At 41.1% G+C, this 19,066-nt stretch carries 18 protein-coding genes; 14 read left to right on the top strand and 4 right to left on the bottom strand.

Going from position 1 to position 19,066, the window contains the following annotated elements:
* Positions 1 to 221: 221 nt before the first annotated feature.
* Complete coding sequence (locus FUT79_RS13375) at positions 222 to 557, top strand: hypothetical protein (protein ID WP_148884455.1); 336 nt, start codon at positions 222 to 224, stop codon at positions 555 to 557.
* On the top strand, positions 554 to 730 hold the full coding sequence (locus FUT79_RS15935; protein ID WP_148879397.1) for a DNA/RNA helicase domain-containing protein: 177 nt from the start codon (positions 554 to 556) through the stop codon (positions 728 to 730). The genes FUT79_RS13375 and FUT79_RS15935 overlap by 4 nt, the downstream gene beginning before the upstream one ends.
* A gap of 84 nt (positions 731 to 814) precedes the next feature.
* Here FUT79_RS15935 and FUT79_RS13365 read toward each other — a convergent pair whose 3' ends face one another.
* Positions 815 to 1,075, bottom strand: coding sequence for an integrase (locus FUT79_RS13365; protein ID WP_218137406.1), 261 nt, complete (start codon positions 1,073 to 1,075; stop codon positions 815 to 817).
* A gap of 61 nt (positions 1,076 to 1,136) precedes the next feature.
* A complete protein-coding gene (locus FUT79_RS13360) occupies positions 1,137 to 1,751 on the bottom strand; it encodes a hypothetical protein (RefSeq protein WP_024753017.1) in 615 nt (204 codons plus the stop codon).
* 209 nt (positions 1,752 to 1,960) lie between these two features.
* Between FUT79_RS13360 and FUT79_RS13355 the strand changes: the two genes are divergently transcribed.
* Positions 1,961 to 3,010: a hypothetical protein gene (locus FUT79_RS13355; RefSeq protein ID WP_024753018.1), complete on the top strand. Its 1,050-nt coding sequence runs from the start codon at positions 1,961 to 1,963 to the stop codon at positions 3,008 to 3,010.
* A gap of 50 nt (positions 3,011 to 3,060) precedes the next feature.
* Complete coding sequence (locus FUT79_RS13350; protein ID WP_148889730.1) at positions 3,061 to 4,089, top strand: FAD:protein FMN transferase; 1,029 nt, start codon at positions 3,061 to 3,063, stop codon at positions 4,087 to 4,089.
* A 30-nt stretch (positions 4,090 to 4,119) separates the two neighbouring features.
* Here the strand turns inward: FUT79_RS13350 and FUT79_RS13345 are convergent, their stop codons facing one another.
* Complete coding sequence (locus FUT79_RS13345) at positions 4,120 to 5,085, bottom strand: ABC transporter substrate-binding protein (RefSeq protein WP_002699538.1); 966 nt, start codon at positions 5,083 to 5,085, stop codon at positions 4,120 to 4,122.
* Between the two features lie 470 nt (positions 5,086 to 5,555).
* Here FUT79_RS13345 and FUT79_RS13340 point away from each other — a divergent pair, with 470 nt between their 5' ends.
* The 3 genes from FUT79_RS13340 to FUT79_RS13330 are packed head-to-tail and all read left to right on the top strand — an operon-like array spanning position 5,556 to position 8,859.
* Entirely contained in the window at positions 5,556 to 6,575 is a 1,020-nt protein-coding gene (locus FUT79_RS13340) for a thiamine ABC transporter substrate-binding protein (RefSeq protein ID WP_148889729.1), read from the top strand.
* 14 nt (positions 6,576 to 6,589) lie between these two features.
* On the top strand, positions 6,590 to 8,236 hold the full coding sequence (locus FUT79_RS13335) for an ABC transporter permease (RefSeq protein WP_024753022.1): 1,647 nt from the start codon (positions 6,590 to 6,592) through the stop codon (positions 8,234 to 8,236).
* Positions 8,236 to 8,859 carry an ABC transporter ATP-binding protein gene (locus FUT79_RS13330; RefSeq protein WP_024753023.1) on the top strand — a complete coding sequence of 208 codons (624 nt, stop codon included), beginning with the start codon at positions 8,236 to 8,238 and terminating at the stop codon, positions 8,857 to 8,859. The genes FUT79_RS13335 and FUT79_RS13330 overlap by 1 nt, the downstream gene beginning before the upstream one ends.
* Positions 8,860 to 8,914: 55 nt before the next feature.
* On the opposite strand, the gene FUT79_RS13325 is transcribed toward FUT79_RS13330, so the two are convergent.
* The gene (locus tag FUT79_RS13325; RefSeq protein ID WP_244951146.1) at positions 8,915 to 10,936 is read right to left on the bottom strand and encodes a putative glycoside hydrolase; all 2,022 of its coding nucleotides are present in this window, start codon (positions 10,934 to 10,936) and stop codon (positions 8,915 to 8,917) included.
* An 88-nt stretch (positions 10,937 to 11,024) separates the two neighbouring features.
* Between FUT79_RS13325 and FUT79_RS13320 the strand changes: the two genes are divergently transcribed.
* The 7 genes from FUT79_RS13320 (at position 11,025) to FUT79_RS13290 (ending at position 18,969) form a co-directional block, all read left to right on the top strand.
* Positions 11,025 to 12,107, top strand: a complete 1,083-nt coding sequence (locus FUT79_RS13320; RefSeq protein WP_044634523.1) for a 6-phosphofructokinase — start codon at positions 11,025 to 11,027, stop codon at positions 12,105 to 12,107.
* A gap of 447 nt (positions 12,108 to 12,554) precedes the next feature.
* Complete coding sequence (gene ychF, locus FUT79_RS13315) at positions 12,555 to 13,661, top strand: redox-regulated ATPase YchF (RefSeq protein ID WP_044634522.1); 1,107 nt, start codon at positions 12,555 to 12,557, stop codon at positions 13,659 to 13,661.
* A 1,017-nt stretch (positions 13,662 to 14,678) separates the two neighbouring features.
* Positions 14,679 to 15,230, top strand: a complete 552-nt coding sequence (locus FUT79_RS13310) for a biotin transporter BioY (protein WP_044634521.1) — start codon at positions 14,679 to 14,681, stop codon at positions 15,228 to 15,230.
* 13 nt (positions 15,231 to 15,243) lie between these two features.
* On the top strand, positions 15,244 to 15,957 hold the full coding sequence (locus FUT79_RS13305; RefSeq protein ID WP_238570006.1) for an energy-coupling factor ABC transporter ATP-binding protein: 714 nt from the start codon (positions 15,244 to 15,246) through the stop codon (positions 15,955 to 15,957).
* Positions 15,935 to 16,615 carry a CbiQ family ECF transporter T component gene (locus tag FUT79_RS13300; protein WP_148879202.1) on the top strand — a complete coding sequence of 227 codons (681 nt, stop codon included), beginning with the start codon at positions 15,935 to 15,937 and terminating at the stop codon, positions 16,613 to 16,615. Before FUT79_RS13305 ends, FUT79_RS13300 begins: the two co-directional genes overlap by 23 nt.
* A 716-nt stretch (positions 16,616 to 17,331) precedes the next feature.
* Positions 17,332 to 17,616: a PTS sugar transporter subunit IIB gene (locus tag FUT79_RS13295; protein ID WP_024753031.1), complete on the top strand. Its 285-nt coding sequence runs from the start codon at positions 17,332 to 17,334 to the stop codon at positions 17,614 to 17,616.
* An 84-nt stretch (positions 17,617 to 17,700) separates the two neighbouring features.
* A complete protein-coding gene (locus FUT79_RS13290) occupies positions 17,701 to 18,969 on the top strand; it encodes a PTS ascorbate transporter subunit IIC (protein ID WP_024753032.1) in 1,269 nt (422 codons plus the stop codon).
* Positions 18,970 to 19,066: the final 97 nt, after the last annotated feature.

Genomic DNA, 19,066 nt, shown 5'->3' with positions numbered 1-19,066 from the left:
TAGGGGCGAAATATTCATTGAAAACTTATAGGGGTGAAATTATCACAGATTAAAGACAGATAAATGCAACAACCTTGACATTTTAAAAATATTATGCTATAATAAAAGAGAGTATAAAAATGATAAAATCCTTCAAATTTTTTAGCTTTTTGTTGTATTTTTTTGTCGTAATTTGTCTTTCTGCTTGCACCAATTCAAATAACGATGGTGACATTGTAACTGTGTACGATTCTAGTGATAATAAAATAGCAGAATTCACATCAGAAAAAGATATAGTTTATTTTGCCGAATTAGTGGGAAATAGTACCGAAAATATTGATGAAGATAATTCAACCATATTATATCGTGATCTCCCCAAAGATGCCAAAATAAGTTTTAAGTATGTTTTCACTCACAAGAGGAATAACGGTCAAAAGACATCTGTCAATTTCTTTGTATATGAAAATTACCCTTATATAACATTAGGCGGTATCCCTTTAATTACCCCTTTAACTTGGGAGTTGTCAGCAGATGATAATAATTTTCTGCAAAGTCCAACAACACGTGAAAATAAATAGTTAGCTGTTATCTAGTTATACCGAATTTAAAAAATGCATATCGTGTATTACTTACTCGTGCGAGACAGGGCTTTATAATTTTTCTGCCAAAGGGCGAGGCCTCAGATAAAACAATGAATCCAAGTTATTATAATGGAATTTATAAATATTTTACGGAAATTGGAATACAATAAATTTAATAATAGCTTATCTATGTTTTTTCTTTAAGAAGTTAAATAGTAGAATATACCACCCTTGAATTTACTTAACCTCTCTGTTTAAGTTTTTGGGCGTTCCGGTTTTTGCTCTAAAAATCCGGGTTTTCGTTCATCCCAGTCGAAAAAAGTGCGTATCGGGATAAGCTGATTGAGGTTTTTTGCCGGTCGTGTCGTCGAGATGCCTTTGACAGAGCATTTTGCAATTTCAGGCTTTAAGAATCTTCCGATTGTTGCACTGGAGATTTTACCCAATTTCATTTTCAGTTCATCTGAATACGAAAACTGCTCGGCAAAGTATGCAACGGTTAATTTCGCCTGCAAAATAGCAGGCTCATAAACCACTCAAGTTTTGCTTGATAAACAGTAATGCAAAACTTATTTTTTAAATGCACTTTTTCACTTCGTTACAAAAGTGCGGAAATCGACATTTTTCGCAATTTGATAATTGCTCAAGTGTCGATTTTATAGGAAGATTATCACGAATAAAAACGACCAATCGCTTTGAACAAAGCCAAGTCGAATACTCCCAAAGCCGAATCACCTCATGTCTGACATCATCGCCATAATACGGTTCATACATTCCTATAAATTCAGCAAGCGAACAAACATCAGTTTGTGAGGTTTGATGAATTCCGCCGTTTCGCAAGTACAACGAGAAACGGCACTTTAATAATGCGATGTTTTGAAAAGCACAGTGGCTGATAAGCTTTTCAAAACTCGACCGGTTAATGAGGCAAGATATCTCCTTGCCGAAATTAACCGTTCTTTTTTTTCGAGGCTTATTGATTATTTTAACCGAAAGTTTTTTTACATTGTTGAAAACACTCGTATGCAACACGGCTTTATTTTTAAGCACATAAATTGCGTACTTTCTATTGTAGCCGGTCGTTGCAGTGAACTCATCAATAATTTTTGTCTTTTCTTTTTTTGATGCCCAACAATAACGTTTTGCCGTTTCTTCCAAAAGTATCTTTTTTATTCTCATATCCAATCCCATAGTTTAGCCTCGCAAGGCTATTATATTTAGGTTAGATTTTTATGTGATGAACCGTTTTTATTTCAGTTAGATTTAATGTGAGGCAATGCGCTCCCTTGCATTGATTTTTCCGATAAAGTATACTTGAAAAATACTGAAAATATGTGCAAATACTTTCTTTTTGAGCTATTTTATAATAAATACTAATAAAACACGCATTGGGGTAAATTATGAAAAAAGAAAATGTTATATTTTTATTGTTTGTTGCCGTATTAACAGGATGCGCTTCTCTGCAACAGGATGTTTTATACACAACCGATAAAAAAGACTTTTCTGTTGTGGAGTTATCAAAGATAGAAGAAGAACTTACTGCTCAAAGAATAGAAAAAAACAAGGCATCTCTTGCAGCAATTCAAAGAGATTTAGACAAAATTATTTCGATTCCTTCATCCGATGCACCGTTTATTGCGCGCAGTTATGCACTGTATGCCGATTTATTATTGCTAAAGAATGAGCGATCTGCCGCAATAAAAAAATTGCGTCTTGCAACATCTAATGACCCTTATGATGAATATGTACAGCTTGTTACCGCGCGCGCACTTCGCAACCTCTCTGAGAAAAAAAACTACCTTGAAAACTTAACCGAAAAAGATGCAACGGCATATCGACTTCGCGCCGAGCTTGGCGATACTTATTATCATTTAAAAGAATATGTTGATGCTTTGGTGGCTTTTGATGCATCGCTGCCTTTTTTACCTAAACAATACACCAATTTATACAAAGAAAAAAGAGATTTTTGTCTCGGGAGGAGATTTACTAAAGATTATACCGGCTCGGAAAGTTACCTTGAAGCAACTGAACTTTCTCTTTTGGGGATGACTGCTATAACACAGGAGAATAGCAGCGGGTTGCATTATATTACCGGTACTGCGCGCTGGAAAGTAACTGTGCTTGCGGAACGTTTGCAACAGGCAGGCTGGTATGCGCCGGAAATTGATTTTTCACAAAACACCACAAGAAAAGATGCCGCTCTCTTTTTATGGCATTTTTTAAACGGAAACGATACTCGCAATTTAAACCGCTACAGCAGAATTTATGAAAAGCGGCAAACAAGTCCTATTCCCGATTTACCCTTTGAAAGCCCGTTTTTTGATGCCATTCTCGGCTCGGTTGAAGAGGATATTATTCCGCTTGTTGACGGCAGAAATTTTAATCCTGGCGGAAAAGTTTCGGGCTCGGAGTTTTATCATTGGCTGCTCAAAACCGATCAACTGAAATAAATTTACCTTCTCTTGTATAAAGCCTTTTTTTACGGTATTTTAGTCAGCGTATGAAAAATCTCGTAAAATATGCTTTTCTTCTCTTTTCTTTTCTGTTAATCTGCTGCGGGGCAGCTCCATATAAGGAGTATGCGCGTGCGGGTTTTGTAATAGGAACTCTTTGCCAGATACGAATCTATACGAAACTTCCGAAAAAAGAAGCTGAAAAAACCTTGGATTCCATTTTTACCCGGCTTCAAAAACTGGAAGAAATTTTGAGTGCAAATGCCGAAAACTCTGAACTCATGCTTGTGAATACGCACGCAGGGATAAAGCCGGTAACTGTATCGCATGAGTTAATAAGTCTTTTGCAAACAGCAGTGTTTTTTGCAGAAAAAACAAATGGCGCCTTTGATCCTGCAATCGGAGCAATCGTAAAACTGTGGAATATCGGCTTTGATACGGCAAATGTTCCGGCAGATGATGAAATCAAAAACAGGCTTTCGCTTGCCAATTATAAAAACATAGAGTTTAATAAAAATACGGTGTTTTTAAAAGAGTCCGGCATGATGCTTGATCTTGGAGCAATTGCAAAAGGGTTCGCTGCGGACGAAATTATAAAAATATTAAAACAACGCGATATCAACACTGCGATTATTGATTTAGGCGGAAATATTTTTGCACTTGGAGAAAAGTCTAAAGGAGAGCCGTGGAAGGTCGGTTTACGCAATCCGCATCTACATAATGAATTTCCTGTAGTATCAGCGGAAGTTAGGGATACTTCTGTGGTTACTTCCGGCAGCTATGAACGATTTTTTGAGAAAAACGGAGTCAGGTATCATCATATCATCGATCCGAAAACGGGATATCCGGTAAAAACAAATCTGGTGTCGGTTTCAATTTTTGCAAAAAACTCAACCGATGCGGATGCGCTTTCTACCGCTTGTTTTGTGCTTGGGTATAAAAAAAGCATAGAATTGCTTAAAGATTTTCCCGAAGTCGAGGCGGTTTTTATTTTTGATGATGATACCATAAAAACCACTACCGGACTCAAAGGGAAAATCGGTATTTTGAATAAAACCTTCAAGCTTACCGATTAACGCAAGGCAAGTTTGCTTGGCTGTTTTGGGTTATTTTGATAGAAAATAAAACGCTTCATCGGGAAGCTTCCCGCCGATAAGCCGGGCATTTGCTTCCGCTAAAATGCGGAAGTATGTTTTGATTGCGGAAAGATTCTCTTTGATTGGGCTCCACTCAAGGTTCATGCGAGGAATTGCCTGCGTTAAAAGAGCTGCGGAAGAGAAGTCGGTAAGCGCTGCCGTTTTTTCTCCTGCTTTTTTTGGATTGTTTTGCGCCCATGCGATAGATTCTTCCAGAGCTTTGACAAAAGCTGCTATATATTTCGGATGCTTTTTTAAAAGTTTTTTGCTGATTACTAAAGAAAGTTGCGGATACAAAGCGTTTTCGCCGACTGTATTACGCCATTCTTCCTGCACATCTAAAAATAGCGCAGCATTTTTTTTCTTGCACGTAATCACACTGAGCTCCGGTTCACTTACAATAGCAATAGAAATTTTTCCGTTTATAAACATGGAAGCCAACTCTTCTTCCGGTTCAATGTAATTGAAAAATACATCTTTATCGGGCTCTAATCCGGACTCTTTCAAAATTGACCGCAAAATTATATCATCAATACTGCCTTGGTCGACTGCTGCAATGGTTTTTCCTTTCAGCTCATGCAAACCGGTAATATTTTCCGTTGTAATACCGTAAAGCTGCCTCATACTTATTGAACCCGCCACCTGAATTTGGACTCCTTTTGTGTACAAAAGAGCCGCAATGTGTGGAGGAAGCAGCGCAATATCCGCTTCTTCCGCGATAACATGCGCCTGTATAAGCTCAGATGATTTCAGCAACACGTACTCGGTCGGTAAACAGAGTGCACGATTTTCGCTTATCATATTCGCCATGCAAAACACACGCGCATCTTTCGGCACGACAACTTTTACGGTTTTATCAGCGTCTTTCGCTCCTTTTGCAAAAACAGAAAAGGCGGCAAAAAGCAGCACGATACATAAAGTAAGCTTTTGTCTCATAGTTTCCCCTTATAAATTTTTTATGAGAGTCAAATTATACCAAAAAAAGCAATATTATTCACTTGATTGGCACGACACGCGCAAGACTTTTTAATAATACGAATCGTAAAAAATTTTATAAAAAAGAGTTCGACACGGCGCAACGGTGGGCAATTTACCATAGTGATGATGAAATTCACAAGACTCCTGTTGATACTTCGATTAGTATTACAGTACGTTAATTGCAAAACGTTATACTACTGCCGTTCCCGACATTCTGTCTCTTCCGCTCCGAAAATTCGTCAGCGAGCCCATCAGTGTTAAACCATTGCGAGTTTTAACTGACCTTTCAACTCTTGCATAAAAATATAAATCTGATTATAGTACCGGTACCGGGGTGCCAAGTGTTTATCTTGTGCTGAGATAATACCCGAAAGTTTTCCGTATGGAAAACTTAAAACCTGATCCGGATAATACTGGCGGAGGAAGTTATGAAAAAACTCTATGTATCCATCCTTTCATTATTGTTTTCAGTGTTATTGATTTTACCCGCTTTTGCGGGAGGCTCCATTGAAACAGGGAGCAAAACAGTTACCGTATATGCATACGATTCATTTACGGCTGAATGGGGCGCAGGCCCTGAAATTGCCAAGCGGTTCAAAGCAAAAACAGGCTATACGGTCAAATACGTTACCCTCAAAGACAGTGGCGATGTATTAGCCCGCGCAATCCTCGAAAAAGACAATCCAAAAGCGGATGTACTCATCGGCATTGATAATTACCTTGCAAACAAGGCTCGTGCTGCTGATATTCTTGAACCCTACCATCCGAATGTTTCCGATACGGTTATTCCGAAAGAATACGTTTTTGAGGAAGACTGGTTGCTTAGCCCCTATGATTACGGTTTTTTTTCCATTATGTACGATACTAAGGCGAAGGTTAGTGCACCGAATAGTTTATCTGATTTGACAAGACCCGAGTATGAAAAAACGCTGGTTATTATGGATCCGCGCACAAGCACCCCAGGACTTGGTTTTGCAGTGTGGACAAAAGCCGCTTTCGGTGAAAGCTACCTCACATTCTGGGAGCAGTTAAAATCTTCTATTATTACAATGACACCCGGTTGGAGCGCAGGATATAGCCTATTCACTTCGGGAGAAGCGGCTATGGCAATAAGTTATACAACAAGCATGGCATATCATGTTGCCGCCGATAAAACAGATCGTTTTAAGGCTTTGATTTTTCCCGAAGGACATATAATGCAAATTGAAGGTTTAGGTTTAGTAAAAGGAGCTGCTAATCCCCAAGGCGCAAAAGCGTTTATAGATTTTATGCTTTCTAAAGAGGCGCAAGAAGTGCTTCCCGAAACACAGTGGATGTTCCCCTGCTCGCAGGAAGTGCAGCTGCCCGAATCGTTTAAAGCAATTCCATTGCCTAAAAAAGCACTTACACTTTCTGCTAAGGAAGCGGAAGAAATTGTGCAACCGATTATTGAAATTTTAACACGCTAAAATTTGCGTTTTTAATGAATATAGCTAAAAAAAAACTTTTTCATATATTTATTCTCCTTGCTGCCGCAGGCATTTTTCTGCTTACCTGCATCTCCTTCTTTGTACCATCTGCGGCAGCTTTTATTCTCTCCTTTTTGCCTCAAAAAGCATATGCGCTGTATCATTCAGCCCCCATAAATTATTCTTTTATCGGACGAGTTTTCAGGTTTACGGTTTTACAAGCCTTTTGTTCAGCAGTGCTGGCAATTCCGATTGGCATCGCTACCGCATTTTTTTGTGCAAGGCGGCAATTTTTTGGCAGAAACCTGCTTCTCGGGCTTTCCGCTATTCCGTTAAGCATTCCGCCGATGATTATTGCTCTTGCGTTTATTCTTTTTTTTGGACGCAACGGTTTTGCAAATACGCTTTGTATGCAAATTTTTTCTTGCTCAAAACCGCCCTTTGGTTTTTTGTACTCAAAAACAGGACTCATTATTGCGCAAGCTTTTTATAATTTTCCGATTGCAATGTCTACAATTGCAAAAGTGTGGGCAAATCTCCCCGAAGAAGAGGAGCAGGCAGCTTTACTGCTCGGAGCAAACAGACTGAGCATATTTTTTACCATTACGCTTCCCGCATTATACAGTGCAATTGCCTTTTCATTTTTAATGATTTTTTTATACTGTTTTTTCAGCTTTATCCTCGTTCTTATGTTCGGCGGAATAGGTACCGCTACCCTGGAGGTTGAGTTGTATCAAGCGGCGCGCGTCGGATTTAACCTAAAACAGGCTGGCTTTATCGGAATTATTGAAACGCTTACCGCGTTGTGTATCTTATTTTTAACGGTAACCGTGCAAAAATCTCTCTCTGCAAAAAACATTCGTATAAAAGAGAAACGTGAGAGACTTGCAATTTCAGGTACTGCGGAAAAAGCATTCTTTTTTCTCGTTATGAGCATTATTTTCTTTTTTTTACTGGCGCCGCTTTTTTCCATTATGATCCATTCGATCTTAGATACCAATCACGTGTATATGCAGGGAATTAGAGTGTTTACAGTACGAGCGTGGCAAAAACTTATCACATCGACTCTTTTTTGGCGAGCTTTTTTTAATACAATTATAGTCGGAGCATGTACCGCATCGCTTGCGCTTATTACTGCTGTCTTTTTTATTTTTATTACACAGAATATCGAGTCTGAACGGGTGCAAAAAATAAAAACGATTTTTCCATTTTTACCTTTTGCAGTTTCATCGCTTATGTTCGGTCTCGGCTGGACTATTTTGCACACGGCGCCTTCGGTGATAGTTTTAATTCTTGCTCAAACAGCTCTTGCATGGCCTTTTGCATGGACACAAATTCAAACATCGTATGCACGAATACCCGAAACCTGTTTTCACGCGGCGCTTCTTTTATCCGGCAATAAAATCGAAGCCTTTTTGTACGTGAGTTTACCGCTTTGCAAAAGCGGCCTGTTAACCGCTTTTGCCTTTGTTTTTGCTGTTAGCGCCGGAGATGCATCGTTGCCGCTTGTGTTAAGTATTCCTGATTTTGATAACCTTTCCCTGCTTTTATTCAGATTTTCAGGTTCATACCGATTTGCGGAAAGCTCCGCCGTGGCGGTCGTTCTGGCAATCTTAACCGGATTTATTTTTATTCTTTCACAACGAAAGCGAGGTGCATAATGAATGCAGATTTTTTAGTCGTATCAAACCTGTCAAAGTGTTGGGGCGAAAAAACAATCAGTATATCGTTCGGATTACAAAAAGGTTCGGCACTTGCGCTGCTTGGCCCTTCCGGTTGCGGAAAATCTACGATACTCAAAATGATTTCAGGACTTTTACCTCCGGACTCGGGAACCGTTTTTTTAGAAGGGAAAGATATTACCGAGTTTCCTCCCTCAAAACGGAAAATCGGTATGGTTTTTCAGGATTATGCGCTTTTTCCTCATCTTACCGTACAAGGAAATATTACCTACGGGCTTAAATTTCAGGGGCTTTCAAAAAAAGAGGCGGCAGCAGCGAGTGCTCATTGGATTGAGTTATTCAAGTTGCAAGGAATGGAAAAGCGTAAAATTGATACGCTTTCGGGTGGAGAAAAACAGCGGGTTGCCTTAGCGCGAAGCCTTGCGGTAAACCCGGAAATTATTCTATTTGATGAGCCGCTTTCCGCCCTTGATACGGATTTGCGAATAAAATTACAAAAAGAGTTACGCGCACACCAACAAACAATCGGATATACCGCAATTTATGTTACCCATGATAAAGATGAAGCTCGTATACTTGCCGATTCAATCATTTATGTGTGAGTTCAATGCTCTGCTTATAATACGTAAAATGCTTTTTTTGTAAAACAAGTGCTTTCTATCGTTTAATTAAATCAGAGCCGTCCGGACGGATATCCGAGTATCTGCCCGAATTATTCCAATACACATAGCCGCTATTTATTGAATCTTTAATTCCGAGAATTTGTCGTTGTACATAATCTTCATTATAGTATTTTCTGTCATACGACACAGGAATATAAAAAGCTTGTGCCCACGGACGGACGACAACACTATTGCGAGCAATAATCCTGTTTCGGTATGAGCCGTAATAGTAAATTCTATAAGGACGCTCTTGCGCAGGTGCATAGGCCAAAAAGCTTTGCGCAAAATGACTGGGATAAAACATTGGGCAAATAACATCAACATAGTCCGCAAGCAGTTCAACTTCCTGTCCGGTGCGCGCTCCGGTTCTGTACCAACCGTTTGCTCCGTAAATATCAATGGAAATAGGAGCCTTGATTTCTTCTCTTGCATAGGCGAGAAAAGACATTAGCGCGCTTTCCTTATCCATACCTTTTTCCTGTGCGGGATAACGTGCAAGGCGTAAATTATCTCCGTCAGTCGGAAAGCGAATATAGTCAAACTGGATTTCATCAAAGCCGCGCGCAACCGCTTCTTTTGCAATCGCAATGGCGTATTGCCAGACTTTTTCGTTATACGGATCTACCCAATGTTCTTGGATATCTTCTTTTTTGTCACCTACAAATGTATACCCTTGCCAAGGCTTCCCCGAAGCATCTTTTACCGCAAGCTCGAAATTATTCCATCGATATAGGTTTTTATCCTTAAAGGTTACAATACGCGCAACAAGATAAATTCCGCGTGCCTTTGCTTCTGCAATAAAATTATCAATGTCGGTGAAAGGCCGAACCGCATCAACGCTTTTTACAAGCGAATCTTGCGAATCGTATCGGACAAAACCGTACTCATCTTTTACATCATATACAATCGTATTGAGTTTGTTATTTTCTATTATAGTAAAAAACGATTGCCGCATTTTGGAATCACGAATTTGATGTGCCGGAATATATAATCCTTTTTTCCCATCCGCTTGTGCGCGGTACCCGGTGTAAGGGAATTCTTTTGTATCATGCAAGAGCCAAAGCTCCGAAAGGCTTAGCGGAGACCCTGTTTTAGAAATATGTTTTGGTACCCATGCACAAAGCGGTTTTGTTAAAAGCCTTTGTAATGCAAACTCTATTTGCTGTAAATTAAATGGTCGCGGCATAATAAGCGGAACCTCAAATAAACCGCCGTTTTTGCAGCCAACCAACGATGCAACTGTGGAAGAAAGTCCGTCAATACAATGAGATCCCTGCAATTCTCCTGTCCACTCTTTTATTTCGATAAACTGCTTTTTCTGCCAGTTAAGTTTCATAATCTTCGGCACAAAAGTATGACTTGCAAACACTTCCACCTCTCCGGCGGCTTTTCTTACGGTAATATCCGAAACTTCTTCGGGCGATTCCGGCCCCATTGTGAGTCCGTCACTGATGTCCGTCCAAAGCGAAGTTTTATCAGGCTGCATCCATGCAACACCGTTTAATGCATGCGAAACGAGTACCGTTAATTGCGGGATTCCTTTGGTATCTGGGAGATCTAATACTGCTACAGCTTTCACACCGTTGCGGTTTGAATTACAGCCTAAGTCTTTCCACGTTTTTCCCCCGTCTCTTGTTAAAAAGACCGCGGTATTTGTGGCCGTCACAAAAATACTCGGGTTATCGGGATGCACCTCCAAATCTTTCAGAGGCTGCGGCACGGAAACAAATTCTTTTTTAGCATTGGAAATAGTTTTTATAATTTTTACCGGCAATCCTGTGTTTACAAATGAAAAAGTTTTTAAATCGGCTGATTTCATAACTCCCTTTGAAGTAAGAAAAAGCCAGCTATCATCAAGAGCAATAATTTTTTTTATTGCAACCTCTTTTAAAAGAGGAAACGCTGCGTAAGGAGTAAGTTTATATAACCCCTCTTCGGTTCCGGCAAGAAAGGGTTGTTGAGAAAAAAGTAAAGAAGAAAATATTACACAATACAAAAAACCTATAATCCGCTTCATAAACGGCAGTATAGCATAAATATAGATATTGAAAAAGCTTGTAAAGCCTGTTATTCTTTTATTCATTTATGCATAAAAGAGGGTGAGTATGTCTGCAAAACAAAGAATCGGTATTTTAACTTCAGGAGGAGATGCTCCGGGTTTGAATGCCGGAATACGTGCCGTTTCCCGTACATTGATAAACCGCTACGATATGACGGTAATCGGTATTGAAAAAGGCTACAAGGGTTTGATTGAAAATCAACACCGCATTTTAACCGCAAATGAGCTTTCCGGCATTCTTGCGCGCGGAGGAACAATACTCGGCACATCACGGGAAAAGCCCTTTAAAGATAAAGACTGGAAAGCTGATTCCGGATTCGGTGCGGTTGATAAAATAAAAAAGAATTATAAAAACCTGCGTCTCGATGGACTCATCGTGCTTGGCGGAAACGGTACGCATACCACCGCTCACTTGCTTGCCCAAGAAGGCTTACGCATTATCGGAATGCCTAAAACTATTGATAACGATATTGTATGTACCGACATTACTTTCGGTTTTTATACCGCCCTCGATGTTGCAACAAATGCGATTGATCGCCTGCACTCTACTGCCACAAGTCATAATAGAGTAATGATTATCGAAGTGATGGGGCACAAAGCAGGATGGCTTACCCTGTATTCCGGCGTTGCGGGCGGCGGCGATGTTATTATCATTCCCGAAATTCCCTACGATATTTCATGTATTGCGGAACATTTAAAAAAACGCGCTGCCGGCGGAAAAGAATTTTCTATTGTCGTGGTCGCCGAAGGGGCAATTTCCATAACGGAGAAAGATTACGACAAGAAAACACTGAAAAAAATAAGGAGTAAAATGACCGGATCAATAAGCTATCAAATTGCCCGTGAAATTGAAGCGAGCACCGGGCTTGAACCGCGTGTAACCGTTCTGGGGTATTTGCAACGAGGCGGTATCCCTTGCGCAAATGATCGACTTTTAGCAACTGAATTCGGTACCGCCGCAGCCGATATGGCCGCCCGCGAAGATTACGGAAAAATGGTTGCCCTGCAAAACAATAAAATTGTAAGCGTTCCGTTAGCCGATGTTGCCGATAAAATAAAACCGGTGCCCATGGACGATCCCATGATTCTTGCCGCAAAAAATGTTGGCACCTGCCTAGCAGACAACTGATAAAACAAATTGCATTCTTTTTGTGTACTGCATACCGATTTTTACATCCGTGACAGGCTTGCCGAGCCAATGCGCAGATAATTGGTTTGAAAAGCTTGAAAAATTACTCGGAGCCTCCCCAAAATATGATAAAAATCAGCGCATGAGATTAGTGTAGCTCTTTGCAACTAACTTGCCATTATCGTAATCGAAGCAAACACGGACGGCAAAACCGGATTTAAGCATCAGTATGGTAAATTACCCACCGTTGCTAAACTCCAAACGATGTTTTAAAGCAAAACAGCTTGCAAAGCTTTAAAACTCGCAGGTTTGGTTTTGACAAGGAAGTCAAAATGAAACCGTTGTGTCAAGCTCTTTCTCTAAAATTATGTATGATGGGACTACACCTTGAAGACTCCTTCCCACTTTGGTATACTTGCAGCATTTATAGATGAACAGAGGAATTATATGGCGATAAATTGCGGTATTGTGGGACTGCCGAATGTCGGGAAGTCTACTATTTTTTCGGCGCTGACGCGTGCGCCTGCGGAGGCGGCGAATTATCCGTTTTGTACGATTAACCCGAATGTCGGGATTGTGAGTTTGTCTGACAGCCGGCTTACAAAGCTTGCCGAGCATTTTAACCCAAAAAAGGTTATTCCTGCGACAGTTGAATTTGTCGATATTGCCGGCTTAGTCAAAGGCGCTTCAAAAGGCGAAGGCTTGGGAAATCAGTTTTTGTCTCATATCCGCGAGGTAGGCGTCATTGCCCACGTGGTGCGCTGTTTTGACGATCCGGATATTGTCCATGTTGATAACAAAATTGACCCGCAGTCCGATATCGAAACTATCAATATTGAGCTTGCGCTTGCGGATTTGGCAAGTTTGGAAAAGCGCGCCGAGCGGGCGGAAAAGGCAACGCGCATGGGCAAGGAGGCTCAAAAAGAAGCGGCGATTGCCTTCAGCGCAATTGAAAAAATAAAACCTCTTTTGCAAGAAGGCAAGGGAGCGCGGCTTGCACAACTTACCGACGAAGAGCGCGCCGCAATATACGATACGCATTTGATAACAATGAAGCCGCAGCTCTATGTCTGCAATGTCGATGAGGACGGTGTGCAAAACGGGAATGCCTATATCGAAACGGTCAAACGCATTGCCGCCGCCGAAGGAGCCGACACGGTGGTAATTTGCGGCAAGTTTGAAGCAGAACTTTCCGACATCGAAAGCGAAGAAGAGCGCGCAGCCTTCCTTGAGGAAATCGGCTTAAAAGAATCCGGCCTTGCAAGCCTTGCCCGTGCCGCCTACCATTTAATCGGCCTGCGCACCTTCTTCACCGCCGGCGAAGACGAATGCCGCGCATGGACAATCCGCTCGGGCGACCCCGCCCCCAAAGCCGCCGGCGTTATCCACACCGACTTTGAACGCGGCTTTATCAAAGCCGAAGTATACAGCTTCGACGACTTTCTAACATACGGCAGCGAAGCCAAAATCAAAGAAGCCGGTAAATACCGCCTTGAAGGAAAAGAATACATTGTCCAAGACGGCGATATCATGTTCTTTAAATTCAATGTTTAAAAAAGCTCCGGTTTAGTTTTTGACGTCCTTGTCAAAAACTAAACCGTCTGTTTGGAACCACGGGCGTCCGTGCCCGTTCTGAAATTTACATCCCTCCGGTGCAGGGGTTACGGGACAGAATCGCGGCGAAGCATAAGCCAATAAATCTCTCACAAGACCTCCAACAAAGTGGTTCGCAGCACACCAAAGCGGGGTACAGGGGCAGCCGCCCCGTATGCAACGCATAAGCCAAAAAAGCCCTGCGCCAGCAGCCACTGAAAACTTCCAAATACACATCCACTATTGCGTGCCCACCACAACTGAAAACCTATTTACTCGACGGCGGACACGGGCGAAGCTTTGATACTTGTCTTTCGCTTCGCCTGCGAGTTTAAAAGCTTCAATTTTATAATTTTATGTTGATGCTTTTAAACATCGTTTTACATTAGCTACCAAGACGGGTTCTTAGGGCAGCGCCCTAAGCAGTGTTGAAGGAGAGAGGGGAGTCCCAGAGGGGAGAGAGGAAACTTGCTCTGAACAAGTGTCTTCTCTCCCCTCTGGTGCAGGGGTTAAGGGGACGCAAAGTCCCCTTAATGCGAAGCATACGCGCAACCAGCCCTGCGCCAGCAGCACCTACAATCCGGGGTCTAAGGGGCAACCGCCCCTTAATGCAACGCATAAGCGAAAAACGCCCTGCGCCAGCAGCAACTGCCATCCGGGGGCTAAGGGGCAACAACCCCTTACTATAAGCATTCCTATGGTAAGTTTGCTTGCCCTTGCCAAAGCATCAACACTATTTTGTAGAATTGAAGCTTTTAAACTCGTAGGCGAAGCGAAAGGAAAAAAGGCAAAGCGTCGCCCTTGCGCCGTGTCAGGCTCTTTTAAAAAATGAAAATGATGGTTGAAGTAAGGATGCGCATTTTTTATTTTTATGTAAGCCGTATTTTCTCTTGTATTTTGTTTTTGGTTATGATATACTATGTCCACATTGGTTTATATATGAACTAAAATATTTTACTATTTTATTCGGAGAAAAATATGAATAAAACTCGAAATTTAATTTTTTCGGCAATTTTTGCGGCAGTTGTGTGTGCGGGCTGGGTAATAACTATTCCGGTCGGGCCGGTTCCGATTGTGTTACAAAACGCCTTGGCAATACTTTCGGGTATGCTGCTCGGGCCTGTGTACGGCGGGTTAGCTGTTTTGCTTTTTCTTTTTGCGGGAGCTTTGGGGCTGCCGGTATTTGCGGGAGGCAGCGGCGGCATTGCTGTTTTAGCGGGGCCTACCGGCGGATTTTTGATCGGTTATTTTTTAGGCGCCGTAGTTGCGGGACTGATAAGTATAATTGTTATGAAAAAAGATTGTCCGATTTTGATTAGCTCAATTCTACTTTCCCTCGCCGCTGTCTGCGGATTTTTGACGGTGTATGTTCCGGGCGTTCCATGGTTAAAAGTTGCTTTAGGTTTAACATGGGCAGATGCATTCTTAAAAGGTTTTGTTCCTTTTATTATTCCCGGCCTTATAAAAGCGGCTATTATTGTACCGATTTCGTTCGCGCTTGCGCCCGTAGTAAAACGCTATCTTAAATAACATGAAGGAGGCTTTGCTTTCTCTTAAGGATATCCGCAAAACGTTTGATTCGCGGGTTATCCTTGACGATATTTCTTTTGATGTTTTTGAAAATGATTGTATTGTTTTGGCCGGAGCAAACGGGGCGGGCAAGACGGTGTTAATGACCATTCTTTCCGGTTTGGAAACGGAGTTTTCGGGAACGGTCAAAAAAAATGCGGATACTAAAATCGGTTTAGTTTTTCAATCGGCAGATGCGCAAATACTCGGCGACACTGTTTTTGATGATTGCGCGTTCGGGTTGCTTAATTGCGGGTTTTCAAAAGCGCAGATAAAACAAATGGTTGAGCAGACGCTGCAATCGGTCGAACTGTTTGAAAAAAAGGATTTGCCCGCGCGCAGTTTGTCGGGCGGAGAAAAACGGAAGCTTGCGGTTGCTTCTATTTTAGTGCTGCACTGCGATTTAATTATTTTTGATGAACCGTTTGCCAATCTTGATTATAAGGGCGTTTGTCAAACGGTGCAGTTAATTTTGCAGCTGAAAGCGGAAGGGAAAACGCTTATTATTATTACGCACGAAACAGAAAAGATTCTTGCCGCCTCAAATCGGTTTTTGGTTTTGGCAAACGGGAAAATTATTTTTGATGATACGCCGCAAAATGCTTTTTCAAAATTGGATTTTGAAAAAGCGGGGCTAAGGAATCCGCTTCAGGGGACTCCGGCTTTTGAAGACTTACTATGGAAATGATATGCGCAATATAGTTTTGTTTCAGTATCAAAATAAAAATACCTGTATTCACAAATTGCCGGCATCGATTAAATGTATTTTTCTTATTGTGTTTTCGCTGTTAATAACGCAAAACAATACGATGATTTTTTTTGTACTGCTTCCGATTCTTGTGCTGATAAGCATAGCGGCAAAACTTCCCTTTGCGATGATTAAAAAAAACACGCAACTCAGTGGTTATTATTTTTTATTTATTTTTATTTTTAAAATTATCGGACAGCCAGTAAGCCTCAACGCTTTTTATGCTCACGGCATTGAAGCTTTGTTGATTACAAAAAACATTCTCTGCATTTTGTTTGCCGCTTCGGTGTTTTACAGCACGACATCGCGGAGTGAGATTTTTGAACTGCTGCAATCAATCGAAAATATTTTTGCAAAAAAGAAAAAAAACAAAATCGGTTTTGTACTGATTTTTGCTTTAACGCTCAATTTTATTCCGCAAGTGTTTTTTTGTTGGAATCAAATTTCGTCGGCATGGACTGCAAGAACAAGATATCACGCAGGGGTTTGGCTGAAGCTGAAAAAACCTTTAATTCTTTTGCCGATACTCATCACTGAATTACTTGAGTTTGCCGTCCAAACAGAACGCGCATTGCAAAACCGGCGCGGTTTGTTTTAAATTGAGAAAGCGCGAAAACTAAAACATTGGCAATTCTTCAAGCGGTTTGCAAAAAACCGGTTGATAAAAAGAATAATTTTCCGACATGAATAGATTTTCTCGTTGGATAATTTTTCTTATTGAATCACTACCGTACCGTTCTGTAATTAGCTCCCATTATACTAACCGGAATATCAACAGGCAACTCGCAAAATTCCGAACGATGTTTAAAAGCATCAACACTGTTTTGTAAAATTGAAGCTTTTAAACTCGTTGGCAAAGCGGAGGCAAATTATTAACGCTTTGCCCTATGGTAAGTTTACTCACCGTTGTCAAGCTCAGAACCGCCACGGACGCCCGTGGTTCCACACAGAATTGAGTTTGAAAACTATCACAGCGTACTCGGAGTTTTCAAATTCAGCTGTAGTAGTCGGCAGCCTTTCCCCGTAATAATTTTTATTTTTTGTATACTTTCACATTCTTAATTTACACTCAATTTTTATCAGATTTTAAGAGTCCCGTACAATGGCTTATGGCATGGAAGCTAACGTCCTCTGTGATAATTATCCGGTTGCCGGTCTCTTTTTTCATACCTGCCCGATTCTGTAGCCTTGTGATTTTGCTTTTTTTTCTTACGGAGAAAATAAATACTTGTTTTAAACGGAAAAGCATATTACAGTAATAATGAGCCGAAATAAAATTCGGTAATACTAAACATCACAAATTTGGAGGTACGTATGAAAATTCTTATTGTGTGCGGAAGCGGTTTAGGGAGCAGTTTTATGATGGAAATGAATGTTAAAAACATTCTTGAAGCTGAGGGCATTTCCGGAATAGAAGTTGATCACACCGATTTAAGTTCCGCAAAGGGAATGCAAGCCGATTTATATATCGGTACGCGGGATATTACAAACCAGTTTACGGATTTTCCGGGCGAAATTCTTTCTTTGTCTAATATGATTGACAAGGACTATATTAAAACGGAATTGTTAAAAAAATTAAAAGAGATGAACGTTATTTAACTCTTATAAAATTATAGGAAAAAACAGGTCTTGTGTAGGTAGAAGTATTCTACGTGCATAAAATAAAAAGCGAAGAGGTGTATTATGAATTTTTTTAGATTTTTAATGAATGATGTATTAAGTGTTCCGGCTGTGCTTGTCGGTTTGGTTGCGCTTGTCGGATTGCTTATTCAAAAAAAAGATGCGTCCGAGTGTATTAAAGGTTTTATCAAAAGTATTTTGGGCTTTTTAGTGCTTGGCGCAGGAGCGGGAGTTATTGTCGGTTCGCTGGGGCATTTTTCCGACATGTTCCAATACGGATTTAATATTCACGGTGTTGTGCCGAACAATGAAGCCATCGTTGCAATTGCACAAAACACACTCGGCTCGGAAATGGCGTTGATAATGTTTTTCGGTATGTTTGCAAATATTTTAATTGCCCGTTTTACACCGCTTAAATATATCTTTTTAACCGGACATCATACCATTTATATGGCGATTTTGATTTCGGTTATTTTATCGGTCGGCGGATTGTCCGGCTGGCCTTTGGTGGTGATAGGTTCTGTAATGTTGGGCTTTACTATGGCGCTTATGCCGGCATGGGCACAGCCGGTTATGAAAAAGATAACCGGCTCCGATGAGATCGCTTTCGGGCATTTCGGAACATTCGGGTATATGTTTGCCGCATATATCGGGAAGCTTGTCGGGAAAAATTCAAAGTCCACTGAAGAAATACAGTTCCCGAAATGGCTGGTATTCTTTAGAGATACTTCTGTTGCCATTTCCGTTACGATGGGAGTAATCTTTATCTTTTCGGCAATTTTTGCAGGGCCTACGTATATTCAGGAAAAATTGAGCGGAGGACAAAACTTTATTGTGTTTGCAATATTACAGGCAATCACTTTTGCGGGTGGTGTGTTTATCGTACTTTCCGGTGTGCGCCTTGTGCTTGGAGAAATAGTTCCTGCCTTTACCGGTATTTCTAAAAAACTGGTTCCGAATGCAAAACCTGCGCTTGATTGCCCTGTTGTATTTCCTTATGCACCGAATGCGGTATTGATTGGGTTTATGTCAAGTTTTATCGGCGGCATTATCGGAATGTTTGTATGTATCGCTTTTAAATTGCCGGTTATTATTCCGGGTGTTGTGCCTCACTTTTTTTGTGGGGCTTCCGCAGGCGTTTTTGCGAATGCAACCGGAGGGCGCAGAGGTTGTGTTATCGGCTCCTTTGCGCATGGGTTACTTATCACCTTCCTTCCGATTTTGTTGATGCCCCTGCTTGGCAGCTTAGGTTTTGCCGGAGCCACTTTCAGCGATACTGACTTCTGTACCGTAGGAATTCTGCTTGGCGGTATTATCAAACTTTTCAGATAGGCTTTTCAGATAAGGAATGAGCGGCAGGGAATCTCAGTTCGTTTTTAGAGATCCCTAAATGCAAATAAGATTCCGATTCTACTATTTAGAATCGGAA

The organism is Treponema phagedenis, from assembly GCF_008153345.1.
GTDB classification, from domain to species: domain Bacteria; phylum Spirochaetota; class Spirochaetia; order Treponematales; family Treponemataceae; genus Treponema; species Treponema phagedenis.
The sequence above is the reverse complement of the archived record's forward strand: the minus strand, read 5'-3'. Positions and strand labels throughout refer to the sequence as shown.

Bases quoted from the DNA above. Each gene is read 5' to 3' on its own strand.
- FUT79_RS13360 (WP_024753017.1), bottom strand. From the start codon at position 1,751: ATGGGATTGGATATGAGAATAAAAAAGATACTTTTGGAAGAAACGGCA.
- FUT79_RS13345 (WP_002699538.1), bottom strand. From the start codon at position 5,085: ATGAGACAAAAGCTTACTTTATGTATCGTGCTGCTTTTTGCCGCCTTT.
- FUT79_RS13325 (WP_244951146.1), bottom strand. From the start codon at position 10,936: ATGAAGCGGATTATAGGTTTTTTGTATTGTGTAATATTTTCTTCTTTA.
- FUT79_RS13340 (WP_148889729.1), top strand. From the start codon at position 5,556: ATGAAAAAACTCTATGTATCCATCCTTTCATTATTGTTTTCAGTGTTA.
- FUT79_RS13295 (WP_024753031.1), top strand. From the start codon at position 17,332: ATGAAAATTCTTATTGTGTGCGGAAGCGGTTTAGGGAGCAGTTTTATG.
- FUT79_RS13320 (WP_044634523.1), top strand. From the start codon at position 11,025: ATGTCTGCAAAACAAAGAATCGGTATTTTAACTTCAGGAGGAGATGCT.
- FUT79_RS13290 (WP_024753032.1), top strand. From the start codon at position 17,701: ATGAATTTTTTTAGATTTTTAATGAATGATGTATTAAGTGTTCCGGCT.
- FUT79_RS13350 (WP_148889730.1), top strand. From the start codon at position 3,061: ATGAAAAATCTCGTAAAATATGCTTTTCTTCTCTTTTCTTTTCTGTTA.
- FUT79_RS13310 (WP_044634521.1), top strand. From the start codon at position 14,679: ATGAATAAAACTCGAAATTTAATTTTTTCGGCAATTTTTGCGGCAGTT.
- FUT79_RS13355 (WP_024753018.1), top strand. From the start codon at position 1,961: ATGAAAAAAGAAAATGTTATATTTTTATTGTTTGTTGCCGTATTAACA.
- FUT79_RS13335 (WP_024753022.1), top strand. From the start codon at position 6,590: ATGAATATAGCTAAAAAAAAACTTTTTCATATATTTATTCTCCTTGCT.
- FUT79_RS13330 (WP_024753023.1), top strand. From the start codon at position 8,236: ATGAATGCAGATTTTTTAGTCGTATCAAACCTGTCAAAGTGTTGGGGC.
- ychF (WP_044634522.1), top strand. From the start codon at position 12,555: ATGGCGATAAATTGCGGTATTGTGGGACTGCCGAATGTCGGGAAGTCT.